The 21713-nt window shown below is 39.2% G+C and carries 20 protein-coding genes; 13 read left to right on the top strand and 7 right to left on the bottom strand.

Going from position 1 to position 21713, the window contains the following annotated elements; all coding sequences use genetic code 11:
• The first annotated feature begins 23 nt into the window (after positions 1–23).
• The 5 genes from J0J33_RS00950 (at position 24) to J0J33_RS00930 (ending at position 6454) form a co-directional block, all read left to right on the top strand.
• A complete protein-coding gene (locus tag J0J33_RS00950) occupies positions 24–1052 on the top strand; it encodes a galactose-1-epimerase (RefSeq protein WP_206887998.1) in 1029 nt (342 codons plus the stop codon).
• 10 nt (positions 1053–1062) lie between these two features.
• A complete protein-coding gene (locus J0J33_RS00945) occupies positions 1063–2262 on the top strand; it encodes a galactokinase (protein ID WP_086582997.1) in 1200 nt (399 codons plus the stop codon).
• A gap of 11 nt (positions 2263–2273) precedes the next feature.
• The gene (gene galT, locus J0J33_RS00940) at positions 2274–3752 is read left to right on the top strand and encodes a UDP-glucose--hexose-1-phosphate uridylyltransferase (protein WP_206887995.1); all 1479 of its coding nucleotides are present in this window, start codon (positions 2274–2276) and stop codon (positions 3750–3752) included.
• Positions 3753–3823: 71 nt separating this feature from the next.
• A complete protein-coding gene (gene galE / locus J0J33_RS00935; protein WP_117516966.1) occupies positions 3824–4807 on the top strand; it encodes a UDP-glucose 4-epimerase GalE in 984 nt (327 codons plus the stop codon).
• A gap of 186 nt (positions 4808–4993) precedes the next feature.
• Positions 4994–6454: a basic amino acid/polyamine antiporter gene (locus J0J33_RS00930; protein WP_206887993.1), complete on the top strand. Its 1461-nt coding sequence runs from the start codon at positions 4994–4996 to the stop codon at positions 6452–6454.
• 21 nt (positions 6455–6475) lie between these two features.
• On the opposite strand, the gene J0J33_RS00925 is transcribed toward J0J33_RS00930, so the two are convergent.
• Genes J0J33_RS00925 through J0J33_RS00915 form a run of 3 tightly spaced genes read right to left on the bottom strand, consistent with a single transcriptional unit; the run spans position 6476 to position 8128 of the window.
• A complete protein-coding gene (locus tag J0J33_RS00925) occupies positions 6476–6697 on the bottom strand; it encodes a hypothetical protein (RefSeq protein WP_064305340.1) in 222 nt (73 codons plus the stop codon).
• A complete protein-coding gene (gene recF / locus J0J33_RS00920) occupies positions 6669–7763 on the bottom strand; it encodes a DNA replication/repair protein RecF (RefSeq protein ID WP_206887990.1) in 1095 nt (364 codons plus the stop codon). The genes J0J33_RS00925 and recF overlap by 29 nt, the downstream gene beginning before the upstream one ends.
• Before the next feature lie 2 nt (positions 7764–7765).
• Positions 7766–8128 carry an RNA-binding S4 domain-containing protein gene (locus tag J0J33_RS00915; RefSeq protein ID WP_019292208.1) on the bottom strand — a complete coding sequence of 121 codons (363 nt, stop codon included), beginning with the start codon at positions 8126–8128 and terminating at the stop codon, positions 7766–7768.
• Between the two features lie 133 nt (positions 8129–8261).
• Between J0J33_RS00915 and yfmF the strand changes: the two genes are divergently transcribed.
• From yfmF to J0J33_RS00875, 8 genes are all read left to right on the top strand, one after another.
• A complete protein-coding gene (gene yfmF, locus J0J33_RS00910; RefSeq protein WP_165720061.1) occupies positions 8262–9506 on the top strand; it encodes an EF-P 5-aminopentanol modification-associated protein YfmF in 1245 nt (414 codons plus the stop codon).
• Complete coding sequence (gene yfmH, locus J0J33_RS00905) at positions 9487–10770, top strand: EF-P 5-aminopentanol modification-associated protein YfmH (RefSeq protein ID WP_206887985.1); 1284 nt, start codon at positions 9487–9489, stop codon at positions 10768–10770. Before yfmF ends, yfmH begins: the two co-directional genes overlap by 20 nt.
• 51 nt (positions 10771–10821) lie before the next feature.
• On the top strand, positions 10822–11730 hold the full coding sequence (locus J0J33_RS00900) for a RodZ family helix-turn-helix domain-containing protein (RefSeq protein ID WP_206887983.1): 909 nt from the start codon (positions 10822–10824) through the stop codon (positions 11728–11730).
• A 48-nt stretch (positions 11731–11778) separates the two neighbouring features.
• Entirely contained in the window at positions 11779–12330 is a 552-nt protein-coding gene (gene pgsA, locus J0J33_RS00895) for a CDP-diacylglycerol--glycerol-3-phosphate 3-phosphatidyltransferase (RefSeq protein WP_017368606.1), read from the top strand.
• A gap of 440 nt (positions 12331–12770) precedes the next feature.
• The gene (gene hisS / locus J0J33_RS00890; RefSeq protein ID WP_206887981.1) at positions 12771–14054 is read left to right on the top strand and encodes a histidine--tRNA ligase; all 1284 of its coding nucleotides are present in this window, start codon (positions 12771–12773) and stop codon (positions 14052–14054) included.
• A gap of 55 nt (positions 14055–14109) precedes the next feature.
• A complete protein-coding gene (gene aspS / locus J0J33_RS00885; protein WP_173817155.1) occupies positions 14110–15858 on the top strand; it encodes an aspartate--tRNA ligase in 1749 nt (582 codons plus the stop codon).
• 10 nt (positions 15859–15868) lie between these two features.
• Positions 15869–16732: a YitT family protein gene (locus tag J0J33_RS00880; RefSeq protein ID WP_029343371.1), complete on the top strand. Its 864-nt coding sequence runs from the start codon at positions 15869–15871 to the stop codon at positions 16730–16732.
• A 122-nt stretch (positions 16733–16854) separates the two neighbouring features.
• Positions 16855–17736, top strand: a complete 882-nt coding sequence (locus J0J33_RS00875; protein ID WP_017368602.1) for a YitT family protein — start codon at positions 16855–16857, stop codon at positions 17734–17736.
• A gap of 39 nt (positions 17737–17775) precedes the next feature.
• On the opposite strand, the gene J0J33_RS00870 is transcribed toward J0J33_RS00875, so the two are convergent.
• The 4 genes from J0J33_RS00870 to hslO form a co-directional block, all read right to left on the bottom strand.
• Positions 17776–18018: a hypothetical protein gene (locus J0J33_RS00870; RefSeq protein ID WP_019292200.1), complete on the bottom strand. Its 243-nt coding sequence runs from the start codon at positions 18016–18018 to the stop codon at positions 17776–17778.
• A gap of 66 nt (positions 18019–18084) precedes the next feature.
• Entirely contained in the window at positions 18085–19080 is a 996-nt protein-coding gene (gene dusB, locus J0J33_RS00865; RefSeq protein WP_003133380.1) for a tRNA dihydrouridine synthase DusB, read from the bottom strand.
• 87 nt (positions 19081–19167) lie between these two features.
• Positions 19168–20712: a ClC family H(+)/Cl(-) exchange transporter gene (locus J0J33_RS00860; protein ID WP_173817156.1), complete on the bottom strand. Its 1545-nt coding sequence runs from the start codon at positions 20710–20712 to the stop codon at positions 19168–19170.
• On the bottom strand, positions 20709–21593 hold the full coding sequence (gene hslO, locus J0J33_RS00855) for an Hsp33 family molecular chaperone HslO (RefSeq protein ID WP_173817157.1): 885 nt from the start codon (positions 21591–21593) through the stop codon (positions 20709–20711). Before hslO ends, J0J33_RS00860 begins: the two co-directional genes overlap by 4 nt.
• Positions 21594–21713: the final 120 nt, after the last annotated feature.

Raw genomic sequence — 21713 nt, 5'->3', positions numbered from 1 at the left:
CCTTATTTAAAGACAGGTGAATTATGGAAATAACAACAAAAGACTTTGGCTTAGGCGCGCATTTGATTTGTTTAACAAACAAGGCAGGAGATACGCTCTCATTGAGCAATTACGGTGCCCGAATCGTGGATTGGACAGTCAATGGTAAGAAAATCGTTTTGGGCTTTGATTCTACACAAGAATATGTCGAAAAAGATAACTATCCTGGTGCCACAATTGGCCGAACAGCTGGCCGTATCAAAGACGGTCAAGTGAAGATAGCAGGCAAGAACGTACAATTGCAACAAAATGAAGCTGCGCAAACCTTACATGGAGGGCAAGATTCCTTTGAAAGTAAACTCTGGCAGTTTGAAGTTTTTCAAGAAGCAGAACAAGCCAAAGTTCAATTTTACTTGACGTCAAACGATGGTGAAAATGGCTATCCAGGACAGATACAAGTTACTGTAACTCACAGTTTTGATGAAAATGGCGCTTGGTCCATTGAATATGATGCCGTTTCTGATAAAGACACGGTATTTAACCCTACAGGTCATGTTTACTTTAATTTGTCTGGAGATGTAGCTCAAAGTATAGACAACCATTTCTTGCGTTTAGGCGCCTCTCGTTTTGTTCCTTTGTTAGACAAGAGCGAGGTAGTACGTGGAGATATTGCGGAGTTAGCGGGTACAGACTTAGATTTGCGTTCAGGCAAAAGGCTCTCGGAAGTCTTTCAAAGTACTATGGAGCAAGTGATTTTGGTTGATGGCCTTGATCATCCTTTCCTTTTAGATGAGCCAAGCATAGAGAAGGAGCAAGCACGTTTAAGCTTTGAAGAGTTAAGTATCTCTGTTTATACTGATCGTCCAAGTATTGTTATTTTTTCAGCAAATTTTGGCGAATCTGGTGCAGTGTATCAAGGAAAAAAAGAAGTAAACCATGGCGGAATCACTTTTGAAACACAAGTGGCGCCGGGCAGTCAACAAATTCCGGAGTTGGGTGATATCACACTCAAAGCAGGTGAGAAATACTATTCAAAAACAATTTATAAACTCCATAAAGAAGAGAAAAAATGAGGAAAAGAAAATGACAACAATCGTGGAAAACAGTAAAGTTTTAACAGCATTAACAAACAGTTTTGAAAAAGTATTTGGGGATACAGAAAATGTGGAATACTTCTTTTCGCCAGGTCGTATTAACTTGATCGGTGAACATACTGATTATAACGGCGGATACGTCTTCCCAGCCTCAATTACAATTGGGACAACAGGTTTGGCCCGTTTACGTGAAGATACAAAAATCCGACTTTTTTCACAAAACTTTCCAGAAGCAGGTCTTATCGAATTTGATTTAACAGAGGTCAAGGAAAAAGATGATGACAGTTGGTCAAATTACGTTAAAGGAATGATAGTGATGCTTCAAGGTGCAGGCTATACCATCGATAAAGGTTTTGAACTACTTATCAATGGTGAAATTCCAACAGCTTCTGGTTTATCATCTTCAGCTTCTTTGGAACTTTTAGTCGGTGTAGTTTTAGACGACCTGTTTAATTTACAAGTCCCACGCTTGGAGTTGGTACAACTCGGACAAAAAACGGAAAATGAATTCATTGGTGTCAACTCTGGTATTTTAGACCAGTTTGCGATTGGTTTTGGTGAAGTGAAAAAAGCGATTTTATTGGACTGTAATACTCTTAAGTATGAAATGGTGCCGGTAGAATTACGTGATTATGATATTGTCATCATGAACACAAACAAACCACGTGCTTTAACAGAATCAAAATATAATGAGCGTTTTGCTGAAACACGTGAAGCATTGAAACGTATGCAAAGTAAATTAGCTATTGAATCACTGGGTGAACTTTCTAATGAGGAATTTGATGCCAATACAGACTTGATTGGTGATGAAACTCTGATTAAACGTGCGCGCCATGCCGTATATGAAAATAACCGTACAAAAATAGCACAAAAAGCTTTTGTTGCTGGTAATTTGACGAAGTTTGGTGAATTACTTAATGCTTCACACGCTTCCCTCAAAGACGACTATGAAGTGACTGGGATTGAACTTGATACGCTGGCTGAAACCGCACAAAAACAGGCAGGTGTATTAGGCGCACGTATGACAGGTGCAGGCTTTGGCGGTTGTGCAATTGCTTTAGTCGCTCATGATAAAGTCGCAGATTTTGAAGAAGCAGTTGGAGCGGAATATGAAAAAGTAGTTGGCTATCCAGCAAGCTTTTATGTCGCCCAAATTGGTTCAGGATCAACAAAACTGGATGTGGAGTAGGAAAAGTAAAAATGGAAAAATATCAAGCTGTTCAAGAATTTATTAATTTAGCAGAAAAAAATCATCGAATTGAAACGCTTGATAAAATATATTGGCGTAATCAATTACTCCATTTCTTGGGGATGAACGATTGGGACGAACCACAAGTTAAAGAAGAACATGATGCACTAACTTTAATGGATCAGCTCATGATCCTTGCACGCGACAATCAAGCTTTTTCGCCAGAAGAAGAAGAATTTTATGAAGCGGCTCTGATGGACTTTATTAGTCCAACACCAAGTCAAATTAATCGTGAGTTCTGGAAGAATTATCAAGAGAGTCCTAAAAAAGCAACAGATTATTTTTATGGACTGACTCAGGAAATTAATCAGGTCAAGACGAGAGATATCGCAAAAAATATCGCCTTTAATTATCACTCAAAATATGGCGATTTAGAAATCACAATCAATCTCTCAAAACCGGAGAAAGATCCAAAAGCTATCGCTGCAGCTAAATTAGTCAAGGATTCTAGTTATCCAGCCTGTGCGCTCTGTATTGAAAACGAAGGGCTTTATGGTGGAGGGAATAAAGCTGCACGAAGCAATCATCGCCTCATCCGTTTAAAATTACAGGATGAAGAATGGGGCTTTCAGTATTCGCCTTATGCTTATTATAATGAACACTCAATTGTGCTCAACAACTTGCACAAGCCAATGAAAATTAATCGCCGATCTTTTAGTAATCTCTTGGACTTTTTGGATTTGTTCCCTCACTATATGATTGGATCCAATGCTGATTTACCAATTGTTGGGGGTTCTATTTTGACACATGATCACTATCAAGCAGGACGTCATGAATTTCCGATGGCTAAAGCTAAGTTAAGAGAACAAGTAGCCTTTAAAGCTTTTCCAGAAGTAGCAGTTGGCATTGTGAATTGGCCTATGAGTGTGTTACGTTTGTCTTCTGAGGACAAAGGGCAGCTTTTGACACTTGCGGACTACATTTTGAAGAAATGGCAACAGTATTCGGATACAAGCATTGATGTCATTGCTCATTCTGCTGATGGTACGCCACACCATACGATTACGCCAATCGCTCGTAAACGTGAGGGGGCTTACGAGATGGATTTAGTCTTGCGAGACAATAATGTTAATGAAACATATCCTGATGGGATTTTTCATCCTCATGCAGACCTGCATCATATCAAGAAAGAAAATATTGGCCTGATTGAGGTCATGGGTTTGGCTGTTTTACCTCCGCGATTGAAAAATGAACTGCAAGAAGTGGAACAGTATCTCTTAGGAAAGCCACATCATATGAAAGATATGCACTTACCTTGGGCACAAGAGTTAAAAAATCAAGGGGGGGTTACTGAAGAAAATGTCTCAGAGTATGTCCGTGAAGCAGTTGGAGCTGTCTTTACAAGAGTATTGCAAGACGCGGGAGTATTTAAAGATGACAAAGCAGGATATGCCGGGTTTAAGCGCTTCATTGATTTTATAAATGAATAAGGTTATACTTGTAAGTGATTGATAAATAGTATTTAAAAACTTTGTACATCAAAGTAATGGAGGATAAATAAATGACAGTCTTAGTACTTGGAGGCGCAGGTTATGTAGGTAGCCATGCTGTTGATATTCTAGTATCACGTGGTTATGATGTGGCCGTTGTAGACAATCTTGTGACAGGACATCGTGAAGCTGTCCCAGCAGATGTACGCTTCTATGAAGGAGATGTGCGCGATCAAGCTTTTTTGGCTGATGTTTTTACAAAAGAAAAAGATATCGAAGGTTTAATGCACTTTTGTGCCTATTCATTGGTGGGTGAATCAATGCAAAAACCCCTGATGTATTTTAATAATAATGTTGGTGGGGCACAGGTTATTCTTGAAACCATGGAAAAATTTGGTATTAAGCATATTGTCTTTTCAAGTACGGCTGCAACTTTTGGAATACCCGACGAAAGCCCTATTTCTGAAAAAACTCCACAAAAACCAATCAATCCTTATGGCGAAAGCAAACTCATCATGGAAAAAATGATGAAGTGGCAATCAGAGGCAACGGATATGACTTATGTAGCACTGCGCTACTTCAATGTTGCTGGTGCTAAACATGACGGAAGCATTGGTGAAGCACATAAAAATGAAACACATTTGATTCCGCTTATTTTACAAACAGCTTTAGGCCAACGTGAGTTTATCACTATCTATGGCGATGATTACAATACGCCTGATGGTACATGCGTACGTGACTATATTGACATGGAAGATTTGATTGAAGCACACATCAAAGCCTTAGAATATCTTAAAGCGGGCGGTGCTTCGGATCAGTTTAATCTTGGCTCTTCAAAAGGCTACTCTAACCTTGAGGTCTTGGAAACTGCACGCCGTGTTACCGGTAAAGAAATTCCATCACAAATGGGAGAACGTCGTCCTGGCGATCCAGATATGTTGGTGGCAGACTCGACGAAAGCAGGAGAAGTCTTGGATTGGCACGTGAAAAATAATTTAGAATATATTATCGAGAATGCTTGGAAATGGCATAGCTCTCATCCAAATGGATATTAATACAAATGGAAAAAGCAATCTTTTAATTTGGGTTGCTTTTTCGTTATTTTTGTAAGAAAACGCTTCAAAATGTAAAAATATAAAGAAAACAGGATTGAAAGCAGATGAAACTTGCATGAAAATGCAAAAAATGTTATATTAAGAAAATATTTCAATATAAATAAAATGGAATTATAGGAAAAATAAATGGAAAATAAAAAAGGGATGGGGCTGATAGCCCTTGTCTCCATCGTTGTCTCCAGTGCTATTGGTGGTGGGGTATTTAACCTTTCCAACGATTTAGCCAATGGAGCTACTGCAGGTGGTGTAATCATAGCATGGCTCTTCGTTGGTTTAGGGCTTTTAGCGCTTGTCTTGAGCTTAAACTATCTGATTATTAACAAACCACAACTTTCAGGGGTTTCTGATTATGCGCGAGAAGGCTTTGGCGATTTGGTAGGTTTTCTTTCTGGGTGGGGTTACTGGTTGTCCACATGGTTAGGTAATATTGCCTTTGCCGTGCTCATGATGATATCTATGGATTACTTTTTCCCTGGTAAATTTGCAGATGCAAATGGAAGTCTAAGCGTTTTTGCAGTAGTGTCCGTATCTATTCTTTCTTGGCTTTTAGCTTTGATGGTGAGTAAAGGGGTCGAATCTGCAGCGATTGTGAATACCATTGTTCTGGTTTGTAAATTAATCCCAATCTTTGTTTTCATGATTACAGGGATCTTTATGTTCAAAGCAGGAGTATTCACTGCAGGTTTTTGGAACAATATTACAGAAAATACTCAAGGCTTGGTTCAAGCTCAAGGGTCAATGACCGCTGGCGGCTTGCTCGATCAAGTTAAAAGCTCTCTTATGGTCATGATTTGGGTCTTTGTCGGGATTGAAGGTGCGGCAATGATGGGCGATCGTGCCAAGAAAAAATCTGATGCAGGCCGCGCGACAATCATTGGTCTTATCGTTTTACTTTTTATCTACATCTTGCTTTCACTCCTACCTTTCGGCTATTATGATCAAGCAGAATTAGCTGCCATGAAAACGCCAGGCATGGTTTATATGCTAAAAGATATGCTTGGTAGCTTTGGAGGCGCATTGATGGCCAGTGGTCTTGTTGTTTCCGTTTTAGGGGCTTGGATATCATGGACGATGCTTCCAGTAGAATCCACAACACAGTTGGCCAATCAAAAATTACTCCCAGAATGGTTTGGGCGCTTAAATAAACATAACGCTCCTGCAAATTCTCTTTGGCTTACACAAATCTTTGTTCAATTTTTCATCATCGTTACTTTTTATGTCGCAAATGCTTATAATGTAATGGTGTACCTCTGTACAGCATGTATCATGATCTGTTACGCTTTGGTCGGTGCATATATGATGAAACACGGTCTTGAAGAAAAAAATACAAAAAATATAGTTATTGGCTTTGTGGCCCTTGCTTTCCAAATTTTAGCGCTATGGCTTTCAGGCTGGCAGTATGTTTGGATGGCTTCGATTCTCTATGCAATTGGTTTTATTTTCTACTACTTAGCGAAGAAAGAAAATGGTAAGACACTTTCTCGTGTAGAAATTATTGTTCTTTTTGTAATTATCGGTTTGTCTATCTTTGCAGCTTTTGGCTTGATTGGCAATCATTATGGTTTAAGAGAGTTACTTGGCTTATAAATAACGTAAAAAAATTCGGAATTAATGTTCCGAATTTTTTTGCTCTAATTGTGAGTAATGGCTATTTTTGATATGAACCAATACACGTAAATCTTCTTCGAGTTTATCTTTTTGTTGACGTAATTCACGTTCTTGTTCAACAAGAAGGGAAATACGTTTTAATAACGTAGAATCCCCTTCTGCCTCCAGTGCCTTAAATTTGATCAGGTTATCCTCAGTCAGTGGTGGTTCTTTCTTGTCCATTTGTTTCAATTTCTCCTTGCTTCACATTGAAAATACTTAAGTTTTCTGGCAGGTTTTTGAGGTGGTCAAGCGTCGTTGTAGTAATAAAGGTTTGTGTTTTTCCGAGCGTTGTTTCTAAAAGATCCAACTGACGGCTATTATCGAGCTCACTCATGACATCGTCGAGCAAAAGAATAGGATATTCTCCAGTCTCTTCAAAAATTAAATCAATCTCAGCGAGCTTGACAGATAAAGCAACGGTTCTTTGTTGGCCTTGGCTGCCAAAGTCCGCAACATTAATACCATTGACAAAAAAAGTCAAATCATCTCGGTGAGGACCGACAGAGGTCTGATGACGAAAGATATCCTTATCACGTGCGCTTTTCAAATCTTCTAAGAGAGCTGTAGAATTAACTTTATAATTAATCTGCAGCTCCTCAAGCCCATGAGTGAGTTGAGCATGAATTTTTTGTGCCAGCTTTTCCAGTTTGTCAATAAAATTTTGACGTTCAGTACTAATCTTCTGACCGTGTTCTGCCAGTTGGCTGTCTAAAACATCTAAAAAAGTAGTGTCAATTTGTTTGCGTTCCATCTTGAGGTAAGCATTGCGCTCTTTTAAAGCGCGGTTATAGCGCACCGAATCATAAAGATAAACGGGACGTATTTGACCAATCTCCATATCAAGGAAGCGACGGCGAATGCTTGGTGCACCTTTGATAAGTTCTAAATCTTCAGGTGCAAACATGATAAGGTTTAGCTGACCAATATAGTCTGCTAAGCGATTTTCTTTCAGATGATTGACATGAGCCGTACGTCCTTTAGGAGTCAAAGCAACTTCTAGAGGGATATTACTGTGGCCTTTTGTAACAGTACCAGAAACCTTCATTTCTTTGGCATTCCACCGAATCAGTTCCCGATCATGATGGGTGCGGTGGCTACGTGTTAAAGCAAGAAAGTAGATACTTTCTAAAAGATTTGTTTTACCTTGGGCATTCTGTCCTAAAAAGATATTGAGATTGGGATGAAATTCAAGGGAAAGCTTATCATAATTTCGGAAATTATAGAGCTGTATATTGTTAAGTTTCATGCTTATTTAGCGCCGGGGAATCTTGGCTTGGCCGCTTTTTTGGGTTTTTGAGTTTTGACTTGAGCGTTCATTTTCTTGACAAGTGCTTTGACGCGTTCTTCCTCGGCCTTATCTTCTTCACGTTCAGCAATTTCTTCTTCAGAAGCTTGGACAAATGTGAGAATCAGTCCAAATTCAGGAATCTCCAAAACATCTCCCGCACGAAGTTTTTTGCCACGGCGATTTTCAGCTTCCTTGTTTAAGAAAATATTGCCTTCATTTTCAGCGAGAAAAAGCTTAGCTTGGCCTCCTGTATTGACAATTGCCAATTCTTTAATGACTTGTCCTAAGGTGATGTATTCTTCAAATAAAATGTAATTTTGCATAACTCTATTTTAGCATAAAGAGTCTCAAAAATAGTGGAAAATTTGCTATAATAGAGATATTACAGCTCCTGCTCTTTTTAGGATTAAAAGAAGTTCCTTTAAACTTAAAAAGAGGAGTAGACAAGGGATATCTATGAAACTAGCCAGCGGAGTAAATCTCCATGTTATAAAAGAAACAAAATTCAAAACAATACGTCTCATGGTGCGCTTTCGTGAAGAACTTTCGCGAGAAAATATTGCTAAGCGTGTGATTATCTCTAATTTATGGGAAACGACCAATGCAGCATACCCAACAGCTCAAGCATTTTCAAGCCGCTTGTCAGAACTTTATGGGACATCTTTCTCAACTGCAGTAAATAAAAAAGGCAGTCAACATTTGTTGAGCATTCATATGAATCTTGTTAATCCTAAGTTTGTTGATGTGGATACTTTGGCAGGTGCCGTTGACTTTATGCATAAAGCGCTCTTTAGTCCAGATAATAATGTTGAAGTTTTCCAGCGGGAAAAGACAAATCTCATCAACTACCTTAAAGCTATGAATGAAGATCGCTCTTATTATGCCAGCCGTCAGTTGGCTACCCTTTTCTTTACGGATCCAAAACAATCTCTCCCAGGTGTAGCAACGGTGGAACTTTTGCAGGCAGAAACAGCAGAAGCTGTTTTTAATTATTACACTGAAATGCTTAATCACAATCTGATTGATATTTTTGTTCTAGGTGATGTGGAAGAAGCTGAAGTTGTACGTTTGTTCCAAAACTTTGACTTTAAGGATCGTCAGGGGCATTCTGAAATTTTTTATAAGCAAGAGCTCAAGGATTATCAAGAAAAAATCGAAGCTAAGGAGGTGCAACAGTCTATTTTACAAATGGCTTTTGCGCAACCAACAACTTATGGCAGCAAGGATTACATGACTTTACAAGTGATGAATGGCCTTTTTGGTGGTTTTGCACATTCTAAATTATTTATGAATGTCCGTGAAAAGGCAAGCTTGGCTTACTATGCAAGTTCAGCTTTTGATAGTTTTACAGGCCTGCTAAGAGTTAATGCAGGAATTGATGCAGGAAATTATCAACAGGCACGAGAGCTGATTCTAGAACAACTTCAAGCCATGCAATCTGGAGACTTTACCGCACAAGAAATTGAGCAAACTAAAACAATGCTAAAAAATTCTTACTTCATGTCGCTTGACTCTTCTTCGAATCTCATCGAACAAGCTTTTATTCACGAAGTTTTGCCTGAACTTTATGTTGATGAAGCAACTTTTTTGAAAGCATTAGAAGCTGTGAGCAAAGAAGATATTATGCGCTTGGCGCAAAGTTTAAAACTACAGGCTCAATATTTCATGAAAGGAGAAGTTTATGCAGAAGAAGAGATATGAAAAAACGGGTGAAATCTTATATACTGATGTTCTAGCCAACGGTTTAACGGTTTATTACTTACCGAAACCTGATTACAATCGTACCTACGGTCTTTTTACGACAAACTTTGGGTCATTGGATACCTCTTTTGTCCCTATGGGAAGTCAAGAGATAAAGACTTTTCCAGAAGGTATCGCTCACTTTTTGGAGCATAAACTCTTCGAGAAAAAAGAAGGGGATGTAATGTACAAGTTTGGAGCCTATGGGGCGCAAACCAATGCTTTTACAAGCTTTTCGAGAACGTCTTATCTTTTTTCGACACGTGAAAATATCTATGAGTGTGTGAACTTACTGCTTGATTTTGTGCAAGAACCTTACTTTACGGAAGAAAATGTTGCAAAAGAGCAAGGTATTATTCAACAAGAAATCCAAATGTATCAAGATGATAGTGACTGGCGTTTGTTTGCAGGGCTTTTAGCTTCGCTTTATCCTGAGTCACCATTGGCAGATGATATTGCTGGTACTCCACGTTCGATTAAGGAAATTACCGCAGCTGACTTGTATGTTAACTATGAAACTTTTTATCATCCCTCAAACATGAACCTCTTTTTAACAGGTCCTTTTGATGTGGATTACATGGCTGCATTTGTAAATGAGAATCAAGAGAAGAAAGCTTTTGTTAAAGCTGAACCCATACAGAGAAAAACTGTTGAGGGGAGTCAGCCGATTGCAGGAAAAACTCTTGCGTTTGAAGTTGCGATGCCCAAGTTGGCTCTTGGTTTTCGTGGAGAAGATGCTTTACCAACTGATGCCCGCGAATTATTAGAATATAAACTTTCAAATCAGTTGCTTCTCGATATGCTTTTTGGGAAAACAAGTCATCGTTATGAGGAAATGTATAATGCAGGTTTAGTCGATGATTCTTTTGGCTATGGTTTTGATATGGATAAAAGTTTTCACTTTGCGAATATTACCGTAGATACTGAAAAACCAGAGCAAGTAAGTAAAGTTTTGCAGGAAGCCCTAAAAAGTTATAAAATAGATAAGGATTTTGAAAAAGAAAATCTAGAAATACTGAAACGTGAAACACTAGGGGACTATTATAAATCCCTAAACTCTTTAGAATATATCGCCAATCAATTTTCATCAAATATTTATGGCGAGATTAACTTCTTTGATTTACCTGAAATTTTATCAGGATTAACCCTTGAAAAAGTCAGCAAACACGCTGAAAAATTTGTTGAGAATCTGCAAACTGTAGATTTTATCATCTACCCTAAATAATACGAACAGTTATGAATAAATCCATGTATTTCATAAAGCTGAGAGGAGGACATGGTGGCAATTAAAACAATAGGCGAAGTCCTCAAAGACAAGAGGACGGAACTTGGCCTCGGGCTAAGTGAAGCCGAAAAACTTACAAACATTCCGAAATTATATATTATTGCTTTAGAAACAGGGGATTATAAGGCTTTACCCGGTGATTTTTATATTAAAGCTTATCTTAAACAATATGCAGAAAAGTTGGATCTTGATGCAGATCAAATCATGTTTGCATATGAGAAGGATGGATCAATGTCTGTTGAAGAACACGAAGACATCCAAGAAACTTATCGATTTGTGAAACCAAGTGAACGCGTAGAAGAGGATGAGGAAGAGGAAGAAAGTAATAAGCCTGCATGGCGTCATTATGTCCCCATTATCTTGCTTTCTGCTGTTGCACTAGCCATTGTCGGAAGTGTCACAGCTGTTGTATTACTTACGCGCCCGCCAAAGCCTGACTTGAGTGATACATCTTATACTTATAAAACGAGCGAAACAAAAAAGGCAACAGAAGAACAAAAGAAAACAACAGAATCATCAGAAAAGCCTGTTGAATCAAAACCAGAGCCCCAAAACCAAATTTCGGTTACTGGAAGTGGTGCGCAACTCAATGTCAAGGTAGAAAATGCTACGAGCCCAACACAAATTGTCTTTACAACAGCAGCTGGTGCAGTGACAACTGTTTCATTGACCAATGCGGATTGGGCAACAGTACGCACGCTATCTGATGCCGAAAATACAGCTACAGCAACGCTGGGGGCAGGATTAACTAACTCCGTGATTAACCTGTCCAATACCCAAGGACTTACAATGACAATCAACGGTAGCACTGTCGATTTGTCTGCTCTTACAGTAGGCGTTCCAGTTCAAGTGCAATTAACGGTGACTTATGCAAGCACTACAGCACCTGTAACACAATAAAAAGTTGAGTCACGAGCAGGCCAACTCTAAGAAGCGAAGAAAGTAATTATGAAAAAAGAAAAACTCCCTAATCAACTAACGATACTAAGAATCTTTATGATTCCTGTCTTTCTCATTGTCCTTTATCTGCCACATGGTGCAGCTGTGGGTGCCAGCTATGTTTCATGGATTGTTGCAGCAATTATCTTTGCTGTAGCTTCAATTACAGACTGGCTTGATGGCTATTTGGCACGCAAGTGGAAAGTTGTTTCTAATTTTGGTAAATTTGCAGATCCTTTAGCGGATAAAATGTTAACGATGGCTGCATTTGTGATGCTAATTGCTCTAGGCTTAGCTCCAGCTTGGGTTGTTGCAATCATCGTATGTCGTGAACTTGCTGTGACTGGACTTCGCCTTTTACTGGTTGAACAAGGTGGTGCAGTCTTGGCTGCAGCTATGCCAGGAAAAATTAAAACATTTACACAAATGTTGTCTATTATTTTCTTACTAATTGGTGATCCCATTTATATTGGCACAATCTTACTTTATGTTTGCCTTATCTTCACGATTTATTCCGGCTATGATTACTTTGCCAAAAATATGCAAGTTTTTAAAAATTAATGTGAATTTAAAGCTTGAAAAAAATAGAAGTCTGCGTTATACTTAAACATACAGAGAGTAAGACTTGGCTGAAAGCTTACAAAACCTAAAGTGACGATAAAAAACGGTAGCAACGTTATAGCTAAACTGAGGTTCTGGAAGACAGGACAAATTTAGGTGGTACCGCGATAAGATTACTGACGCCCTAGAGCTTTTATGCTTGGGGCGTTTTAATTTGCTACCAGCATTGCACCTAAAGGTGCTAATGCTGGACGGCAAGCCCAATAGGGCTTTGCCTAAGCAACTTATTAGGTAAAATGTAAAAAAATTATCGTTTTTTACATTTTACCGTCATAATTATTCGTCATTGCGCCTGAAGGCGCTAATGCATTATGGCAAGGTTCACGTGAGCTTTCTTAATAATGTTTAAATCATAAATGTATTCGCTACAAGGAGATAATATGAAATTACAAAAACCAAAAGGTACGGCAGATATTCTGCCTCAAGAGTCACAAAAATGGCAATATGTAGAAATGATGGCACGTGCAGTATTTGAAGATTACAATTTCAAAGAAATCCGTACACCCCTTTTTGAAAGTTATGAGCTGTTCAGTCGTGCAACAGGTGAAACAAGTGATATTGTGACGAAAGAAATGTATGACTTTGACGATAAAGGTGGACGTCACATTGCCTTACGTCCTGAAGGAACTGCTTCAACTGTTCGCGCTTATATTGAAAATAAACTCTTTGCCCCAGAAGTGCCAAAACCTGTAAAAATGTATTATATGGGCTCAATGTTCCGCTATGAACGCCCTCAATCTGGACGTTTACGTGAATTCCACCAATTTGGTGTAGAGTGTTTCGGAGCAAAAAATCCGGCAATTGATGTCGAAATTATCGCCATGGCACAATCATTATTTGAACAAATCGGTATTTCTGGTGTGACGCTTCACTTGAATTCTTTGGGGGATTTAGAAACACGTAAGGCTTATCGTACAGCTTTGGTTGATTATTTGACACCTTTTGAAAAACAACTTTCAAAAGATAGCCAACGTCGTCTTCACGAAAATCCTCTTCGAGTACTTGACAGCAAGGAAAAAGAAGATAAAGAAATCGTCAAGGATGCACCATCTATCTTGGATTTTCTTACAGAAGAGTCTCAAAATCACTTTGACATGACACGTGAACTGCTCGATGGTTTAGGCATTGAATATGTCATTGATACAAATATGGTTCGTGGTTTGGACTATTATAATGATACAATTTTTGAATTTATCGTAGATGTCAAAGGACAAGAATTGACGGTTTGTGCAGGCGGCCGTTATGATGGTTTGGTTGAATACTTTGATGGTCCAGCCACACCAGGTTTTGGATTCGGACTGGGCGTAGAGCGCTTGTTGATGATTGCTGAAATGCAAGGTGTTGATTTCCATGAAGAAGATACACTTGATGTTTATATTGCCGTTATGGGAAATAAAGCCAGCTTAGCAGCGACACAACTCGCAGAAAGCCTCCGTGCTCAAGCCTTTAAAGTCGAACGTGATTTCTCTAATCGCAAGCTTAGCGCACAATTTAAATCAGCAGAAAAAGCAAAAGCAGAAGTGATAATTACGCTTGGGGATAATGAAGTGGAAACAGGTGAAATTACAGTTAAACATAACCAAACGCGTAAAGAAGTGAAAACAACTTTGGCAGAAGTTGCGAAAGGATTTGCGCCTATCTTTGAAGAAGCGCTTGGAGAATAACAAAGTTCAGTAGTTCTAGAGAACACGAGTACTAAAAAACATAAGGAGATTAAATTTGAAGAGAACAAACTATGCAGGAAATATTACCGAAGAATATTTAAATCAAGAAGTTACCGTAAAAGGTTGGGTTGCGAAGCGTCGCAATCTTGGAGGCTTAATCTTTATTGATTTGCGCGACCGCGAAGGTATTGTCCAGATTGTCGTTAACCCAGAAACAGCAGCAAAAGAAATTGTTGAGGTAGCAGATAAAGTCCGGAACGAATACGTCCTTGAAATTACAGGTAAAGTTGTTGAACGTGCCAGCAAAAACGAAAATATTAAAACAGGTGGAATTGAAATTGAAGCCAACCAAATGCAAATTCTCAGCACTTCAAAAACAACGCCCTTTGAGATTAAAGATGGAGTTGAGGTGCTTGATGATACACGGTTGAAATACCGTTATCTCGACTTACGTCGTCCGGAAATGCTTAATAATATTACGATGCGTCATGCGACAACACGTGCTATCCGTAGCTACTTAGATAATCAAGGCTTTATCGATGTTGAAACACCTTTCTTGAATAAATCAACTCCAGAAGGTGCACGTGATTACCTTGTTCCTTCTCGTGTTAATAAAGGCGAATTTTATGCTTTACCACAAAGTCCACAACTTATGAAACAATTGTTGATGACTGCGGGCCTTGATCGTTACTATCAAATCGTGAAATGTTTCCGTGACGAAGACTTGCGTGGTGACCGTCAACCAGAATTTACACAGGTCGACTTAGAAACAAGTTTTCTTGGGGAAGAAGAAATTCAAGATTTAACTGAAGGTTTGATTGCGAAAGTTATGAAGGACGTTAAAAACGTTGATGTAACTTTGCCATTTCCGCGTATGAAATACGATGATGCTATGAATTTCTATGGTTCAGATAAGCCAGATACACGCTACGAAATGCTTTTGACAGATTTGACAGACCTTGTGAAAACTGTAGATTTCAAAGTGTTTAGTGAGGCGCCAGTTGTTAAAGCCATTGTTGTTAAAAATAATGCCGATAAGTACTCTCGTAAAGCTATTGATAAATTAACAGAGCAAGCCAAACAAAATGGTGCCAAAGGCTTAGCTTGGGTCAAGTTTGAGGACGATAAATTGGCAGGTCCAATTGCTAAATTCTTGACAGATAAAACATCAGAATTCGTTGAAACTTTGGGCTTAGAAAACAACGACTTGGTTCTCTTTGTGGCGGACAGTTTAGAAGTGGCAAATTCAGCACTGGGTGCTTTACGTCAAACGATTGCCAAAGAGCAAGGCTTAATTGATTATTCGAAATTCAATTTCCTCTGGGTTATTGATTGGCCAATGTTTGAATGGTCAGAAGAAGAAGGTCGTTATATGAGTGCGCATCACCCGTTCACTTTACCAACTGCTGAAACACAAGGGGAACTTTCAGGAGATCTTAGTAAAGTGCGTGCGCATGCTTACGACATTGTTTTGAATGGTTACGAACTCGGTGGTGGTTCACTTCGTATTAATACGCGTGAATTACAAGAAGAAATGCTCAAAGCGCTAGGCTTTAGTTTAGAAGATGCCAAAGAGCAATTTGGTTTCTTGTTGGAAGCTTTAGATTATGGCTTCCCACCACACGGAGGATTGGCCCTTGGTTTGGACCGTTTCGTTATGTTGCTTGCAGGAAAAGACAATATTCGTGAAGTTATTGCCTTTCCTAAGAATAATAAAGCCACAGACCCGATGACACAAGCACCATCAGTAGTCAGTGAGAGCCAACTGGAAGAATTGAGAATTAAACTTGAAAAACTTGACTAAATTTATCAACATGTTTGGTGGCTGGGAAAAGTTGACACATCGTTTCTCAGCATCTGTCTTATATGGAATCACATCTGCTTTTGCATTGAACTTCTTTTATCAACCCGGAAGAGTTTATGCAAGTGGCGCGACAGGGGCAGCACAGGTGGCAACGGAAATTTTAACACGAATTTTGGGGCACAACTATCTTCCCATATCAGCCACGCTCTTCCTGATCAATGTCCCCTTAATGATTTTAGCTTGGTTCCGTTTAGGGAAACAGTTTACTCTGTTTACTTTGTTAACGGTTACCATGAGCTCCATTTTTATCCACTTTGTTCCTGAAACAACGCTGACACCTGATCCAATCATCAATGCCATCTTTGGTGGTACCATCATGGGTGCAGGTGTTGGATATGCCATGCGTAATGGTATCTCAAGTGGTGGTACGGACATCATTGCCCTTTATATCCGGAAGAGAACAGGCCATAATGTTGGTACACTAGGTTTCATCGTCAACGGAGTAATTATCTTTACTGCAGGCGTACTCTTTGGCTGGGAATATATGCTATATTCTATGATTGCTATCTTTGTGAGCTCACGTGTCACAGATGCAATCTTTACGCGTCAAAAACGTATGCAGGTGATGATAGTTACCGAGAATCCTGAAATCATCATCCGCAAACTCTTTGAAAAAATGCATCACAGTGCAACAATTTTGAACAATGCTGAAGGCGCATACTCACATGAGAAACGGACAATTTTGTTTACGGTTATCACCATGTATGAGTATCAAGATTTTAAAGAAATCATCACAAAATATGATCCGAAAGCTTTTGTCTCTATCTCAGAAAACGTTCGTGTAATAGGGAACTTTAGTGAGATTACTGATTAAGTTGACAAAATGACCGTTTTAGTATAAATTAGAGAAGGCCTCTGTCAACTGTGACAGAGGTTTTACAAGAAATTATAAAGCCATTTTTATAAGGTAAAAATGGTATTAGATTGGAGAGTTGTATGAAGGATATGAGCCTCATTAAAATCCATTTTCGTAACTTTATTGCCATCAGCTTAGGCGCAATTATCTTTGCTTTTGGTTTTGTAAAGTTAAATATGGCCAATCAGTTGGCTGCAGGTGGCCTTTCCGGTATTACCTTGATCTTGCACGCATTATTCAAGTTGGATCCGGCCCTAAGTCAGTTTATTCTGAATATCCCCTTGCTTTTTATTGGTTACCGTTTCCTAGGACAACGGACCTTTACCTATACGGTCTATGCGATTGTTAACATCTCGCTTTTCCTTTCAGTTTTCCAAGCATTTGATTTTAGTATTAATCTTTTGCATGATAACTTAGTCGCAGCTCTCCTGGCCGGGGTATTTGCCGGAACGGGGATTGGGATTATCTTCCGCTTTGGCGGAACAACTGGAGGTTCAGACATCATTGCTCAGCTGTTGCAAATTAAGCGAGGCACAGCAGTGGGGCGTGTGATTTTCACAATAGACCTTTTTGTAATGACACTTTCTCTCACTTACATTGATGTTAATCATATGGTTTATACATTAATTGCAAGTTTCGTAAGTGCTCAAGTTATTAACCTTATCCAATCTGGTGGTTATACCGTTCGTGGGATGCTTATTATCAGTCCTAAGTATCAAGAAATTTCAAATGCCATCCTGGCAGAACTTGGACGTGGTGCAACATTCTTACATGGTGAAGGCGCATATTCAGGTACAGAAAAACGTGTGGTCTATGTGGTGCTTAACCCTCGAGAAGTCATGACGGTTAAAGCTCTGATTGCTGAAATAGATCCTCAAGCCTTCTCAACAGTAATAAATGTGCATGAAGTTATGGGAGATTTTACTTATCCACAAAGTAAATATAAACGTAAGAAAAAATAAAAAAGAGCCAGATTTTGGTTCTTTTTATTTTAATGGCTATTATTGAAAAAGTTTTGAAGTTAGACGTTCGCCTTCAAGTCGGCCTACAGAAGAAACACCTTCTACATCAGAAGAATCAGCATTAACGCCGTCCTTAAGAATTTGTAAGCGATCGATAGCTTGATTGATCTGAATGAGGCTTTGAGTTTGATTTTCAAAGCTATAATTACTAATCTCACGTTTAGCTTTCTTGAGGTGAATAATTGCCTTTTCGATTTCGACAAGAGCTTTTGATGTACGCATAGAGTCCCTCCTTGTTTTATGATACTAACCTTATTATAAACAAAAAGACTGGCAAAAGCCAATCTCTTAATTTTGGGCAACGAAATCATCTAAAATCTTGACAATTTCTGCTTGTGTTTCTGCTTGATTTACAGCTACTTTAACTTTTGCAGCACGTTTTGCACCTTTGAGGTAGTAAGCTGCATGTTGACGAAATTCGCGTGACGCTAAGTTATCGCCTTTGAGGTCAACAAGACGTTGCAAGTGAATCTTAGCGATACGCATTTTTTCATCCACAGTTGGTTCAGGGAGTAATTCCCCTGTGCGAAGGTAGTGTTCCGTACGGTGAAGCATCCACGGATTTCCGAGAGCTGCTCGACCAATCATGACTGCATCAACACCTGTCTCATCAATCATGCGTTTAGCATCTTCAGGTGTTTTAACATCACCGTTTCCGATGAAAGGAATGTTAATATTGCTTGCTACTTTTTCAAGCCATGTCCAGTCAGCTTTACCTTCATAGAGTTGAGCGCGTGTCCGTGCGTGCATTGCAACAGCTGCACCACCAGCTGCTTCAATAGCTTTGGCATTTTCGACAGCGTAGAGATGATCAGAATCCCAACCGATACGAATTTTTACAGTGAGTGGTAGATCAATCGCAGAGCTGACAGCTTTCACTACATCGTAAACCTTATCTGGGTCAAGTAGTAAGCGACTTCCCGCTTCATTTTTGGTTACCTTCGGAACAGGACAGCCCATATTGATATCAATGATGTCTGCTACTGTATTTTCTTGAACAAATTTCGCTGCTTCAACCAGTGTATCAACTTCACCACCAAAAATCTGCATGGAAAGTGGATGCGGAACGCCTTCAAAGTCCATCATTTGAAGCGTTTTTTTGTTACGATGTTCGATACCTTTATCAGAAATCATTTCAGTAACAACAAGTCCGGCTCCAAACTCTTTAGCTGTTGTCAGGAAGGCTTTATTATTAATTCCCGCCATTGGAGCGAGTACAATTTTATTAGCAATTTCTATATCCCCAATTTTCCATGGGCGTGTGTATTTTGAATCCATAGTCATAGAGAATATTTTACCATTTTTTAGGGGATTTGCTAAAACTTTGCACTGAAAAAACCTTCGTAAATAAATTAACGAAGGTTTTTTATCTTAATCGGTAAATAAGTGCTTTATTTTTTGGCGTACAGAAACTTCCTGAGCTTGAGTGGTTAAAAAGGTTGCAACATCTCCAGCATGGAGTAGTGTATCTCCTCGTGGAATAATTTTTTCACCATTTCTTTGAATAGCAATCAGAAGACTATCTTTAGGAAGATGGAGATTTTGAACCGGTTGATGGTCAGCTTCCGAATCAAACTGTACCAAGGCTTCAATCATAATATGACCTTCTTTTTCAGTAGCTATTTCCGAATCAACAGTAAGTAGATTGTGGAGTAATGAGTGGTAGATTGGCTCAGAGTGTAAAAGCTCGGCCACAAGATAGGAAATTAGAGAAACAAAAGCCAGAGGTAATAAATGATCAAAGGAACCTGTCATCTCGACTAAAAGGAGAATTCCAGTCATTGGTGCACGAACGATAGCAGTAAAAGTTGCAGCCATCGCTAAAATAATAAAATTTGGGAAAAGGTTGGGCGACAAATGCAAGAGAGGAATGACTGTTGTAGCAAAAATGCTACCAAGACTAGCACCGAGTACTAAGAGGGGGAAGAATATTCCTCCGGGAACACCTGAAGCATAGCTGATGAGGGAAATCAAAAACTTTGCAACAAAGACCAGACAGAGAAAGGCAAGTCCCCAGGTAAGCGTCAATTGGTCAATCAACTGGTGACCACTGCCGCTGATTAGTGGAAAGAAGAGAGCGACAAGAGCAGAAGCAGCAAAACTGAACAAGACACGAAGAAAAGGACTTTTTATCTTCCCCTTCATGAGGCTTTGACTCTTTAGAAGAGCAGCATTATAAACTGCACCAAAAATTCCCATAAGGATACCTAAAAGTAAGAGTAGCCAATAATCTGAGAGGGGAAAGCTGCTCACGATTTGGAAATCAAAGATACTGGCTGGACCAAAAATAATACGCGAAACGGCATCAGCCATGATAGCAGAGCTCATACAAGTTAATAATATCAAAGGTGAGAAGTATTTGAATACTTCTTCAAGCGTAAACATGATTCCCGAAAGCGGTGCATTAAAAGCAGCAGATAAACCAGCGGAAGCTCCCGAAGCAATCAACAAACGTTGGTGCCGCTTAGTAGAGGAAAATCTTTGACCAAAGGCTTGTCCCATCGCAGCCCCGAGCTGGATTGACGGTCCTTCACGACCTAAGGATAACCCAGCAAACATGGCCAGTGTTCCTCCGACAAACTTAGCCCAAGCCGTTGAAAACCAGTCTGGTTTAAAGTAGCCCAGCAATTGCCCTTTGACTTGAGGGATTCCGCTACCAGTCGACATAGGGTATTTTTTCATCAAGGTACTGACAATAAAGACAAGGAGAAACAATGTAGGAAGGAGGAAAAGCCCATAAATAAGATGAATGCTGACTTGATGATAGAGAGCAGCACCTAATTTTTCAGCTAGAGAAAGGGCCAAACGATAAAAGCTGGCTAAGAAGCCAGCTGCCAGTCCAACCAATAGACTTAAAAAAATTAAACCTATATTTTTGTTTGACGATTGTGAAAGATCTTTAATCAATAGTCTCATTTTTGAGCAGCTCCCAAGATTAAATCATTGAGTTCTTTTTCTGTAAATTCATATTTGCGTCCGCAAAATTGGCAGAGGACTTCAGCCCCATGATCTTCTTCGATAATTTCGGTGAGTGCTTGACTACCGAGGCTTTGCAATCCTTCAGCAAATCGATCCTTTGAACAGTCACATTCGAAGGCTAAGGGTGATTCAGCTAGAATCGTATATTCAAGCTCACCATAAAGTGCAGCAAGCATGGCTTCGAGCGGGTTTTCTTTTAAAAGCATTTCCGAAATACTTGGCATTGCTTTAATATTTTTTTCCATTAGTGTGATTTCATCATCAGTTGCATCGGGCAAGGCTTGGAGCATAAAGCCACCAGCGATTTTAACACTGTCTTCCCCGTCATTGAGCAAGACATTTAAACCAATAGAAGAAGGTGTTTGCTCACTGGAGAGAAAATACCAGGCCAGATCTTCCCCAATTTCTCCAGTAATTAAATCAGTTTGTCCTGTATAAGGTTGACGAAGTCCCATATCTTTAATGACGACAAAGAAGCCATTGCCAATGAAAGGAGCAACAAGTACTTCTCCTGTTGAAGCTTTTTTATAGTCTAAATCTTTGTTTTGAACATAACCTTTAACATTTCCTTTAGCGTCTGCTACGGCAACAATTGCACCCATAGCACCATCACCCAAGATTTTGACTGTGATTTTACTGTCCCCTTTTTCATTGGCACCTAAAATTTGGGCAGCAATCAAGGTACGACCAAGGGCAACAGTAGAAGTAGGCATCGTTTGATGACGTTCCTGAGCTTCACGGACAGTTAATGTTGAATCAAGAGTAAATGCACGAAAGTGACCATTTTTTGAAATGGATTTTAATATTTTATCAGTCATAACTCCTTCTATTTTAACATATTTTTAACAGCATTGATTGCTGGGCTTTTATTTTGGCGATGATATTTTGTATTAAAAACAAATGGGGGCAAAAAAGTAAGGTTTGTAAAGAAAACTAGG

This window comes from Lactococcus sp. LG1267, from assembly GCF_017309545.1.
GTDB classification, from domain to species: domain Bacteria; phylum Bacillota; class Bacilli; order Lactobacillales; family Streptococcaceae; genus Lactococcus; species Lactococcus petauri.
This window is presented reverse-complemented; position numbering and strand designations above follow the sequence as displayed.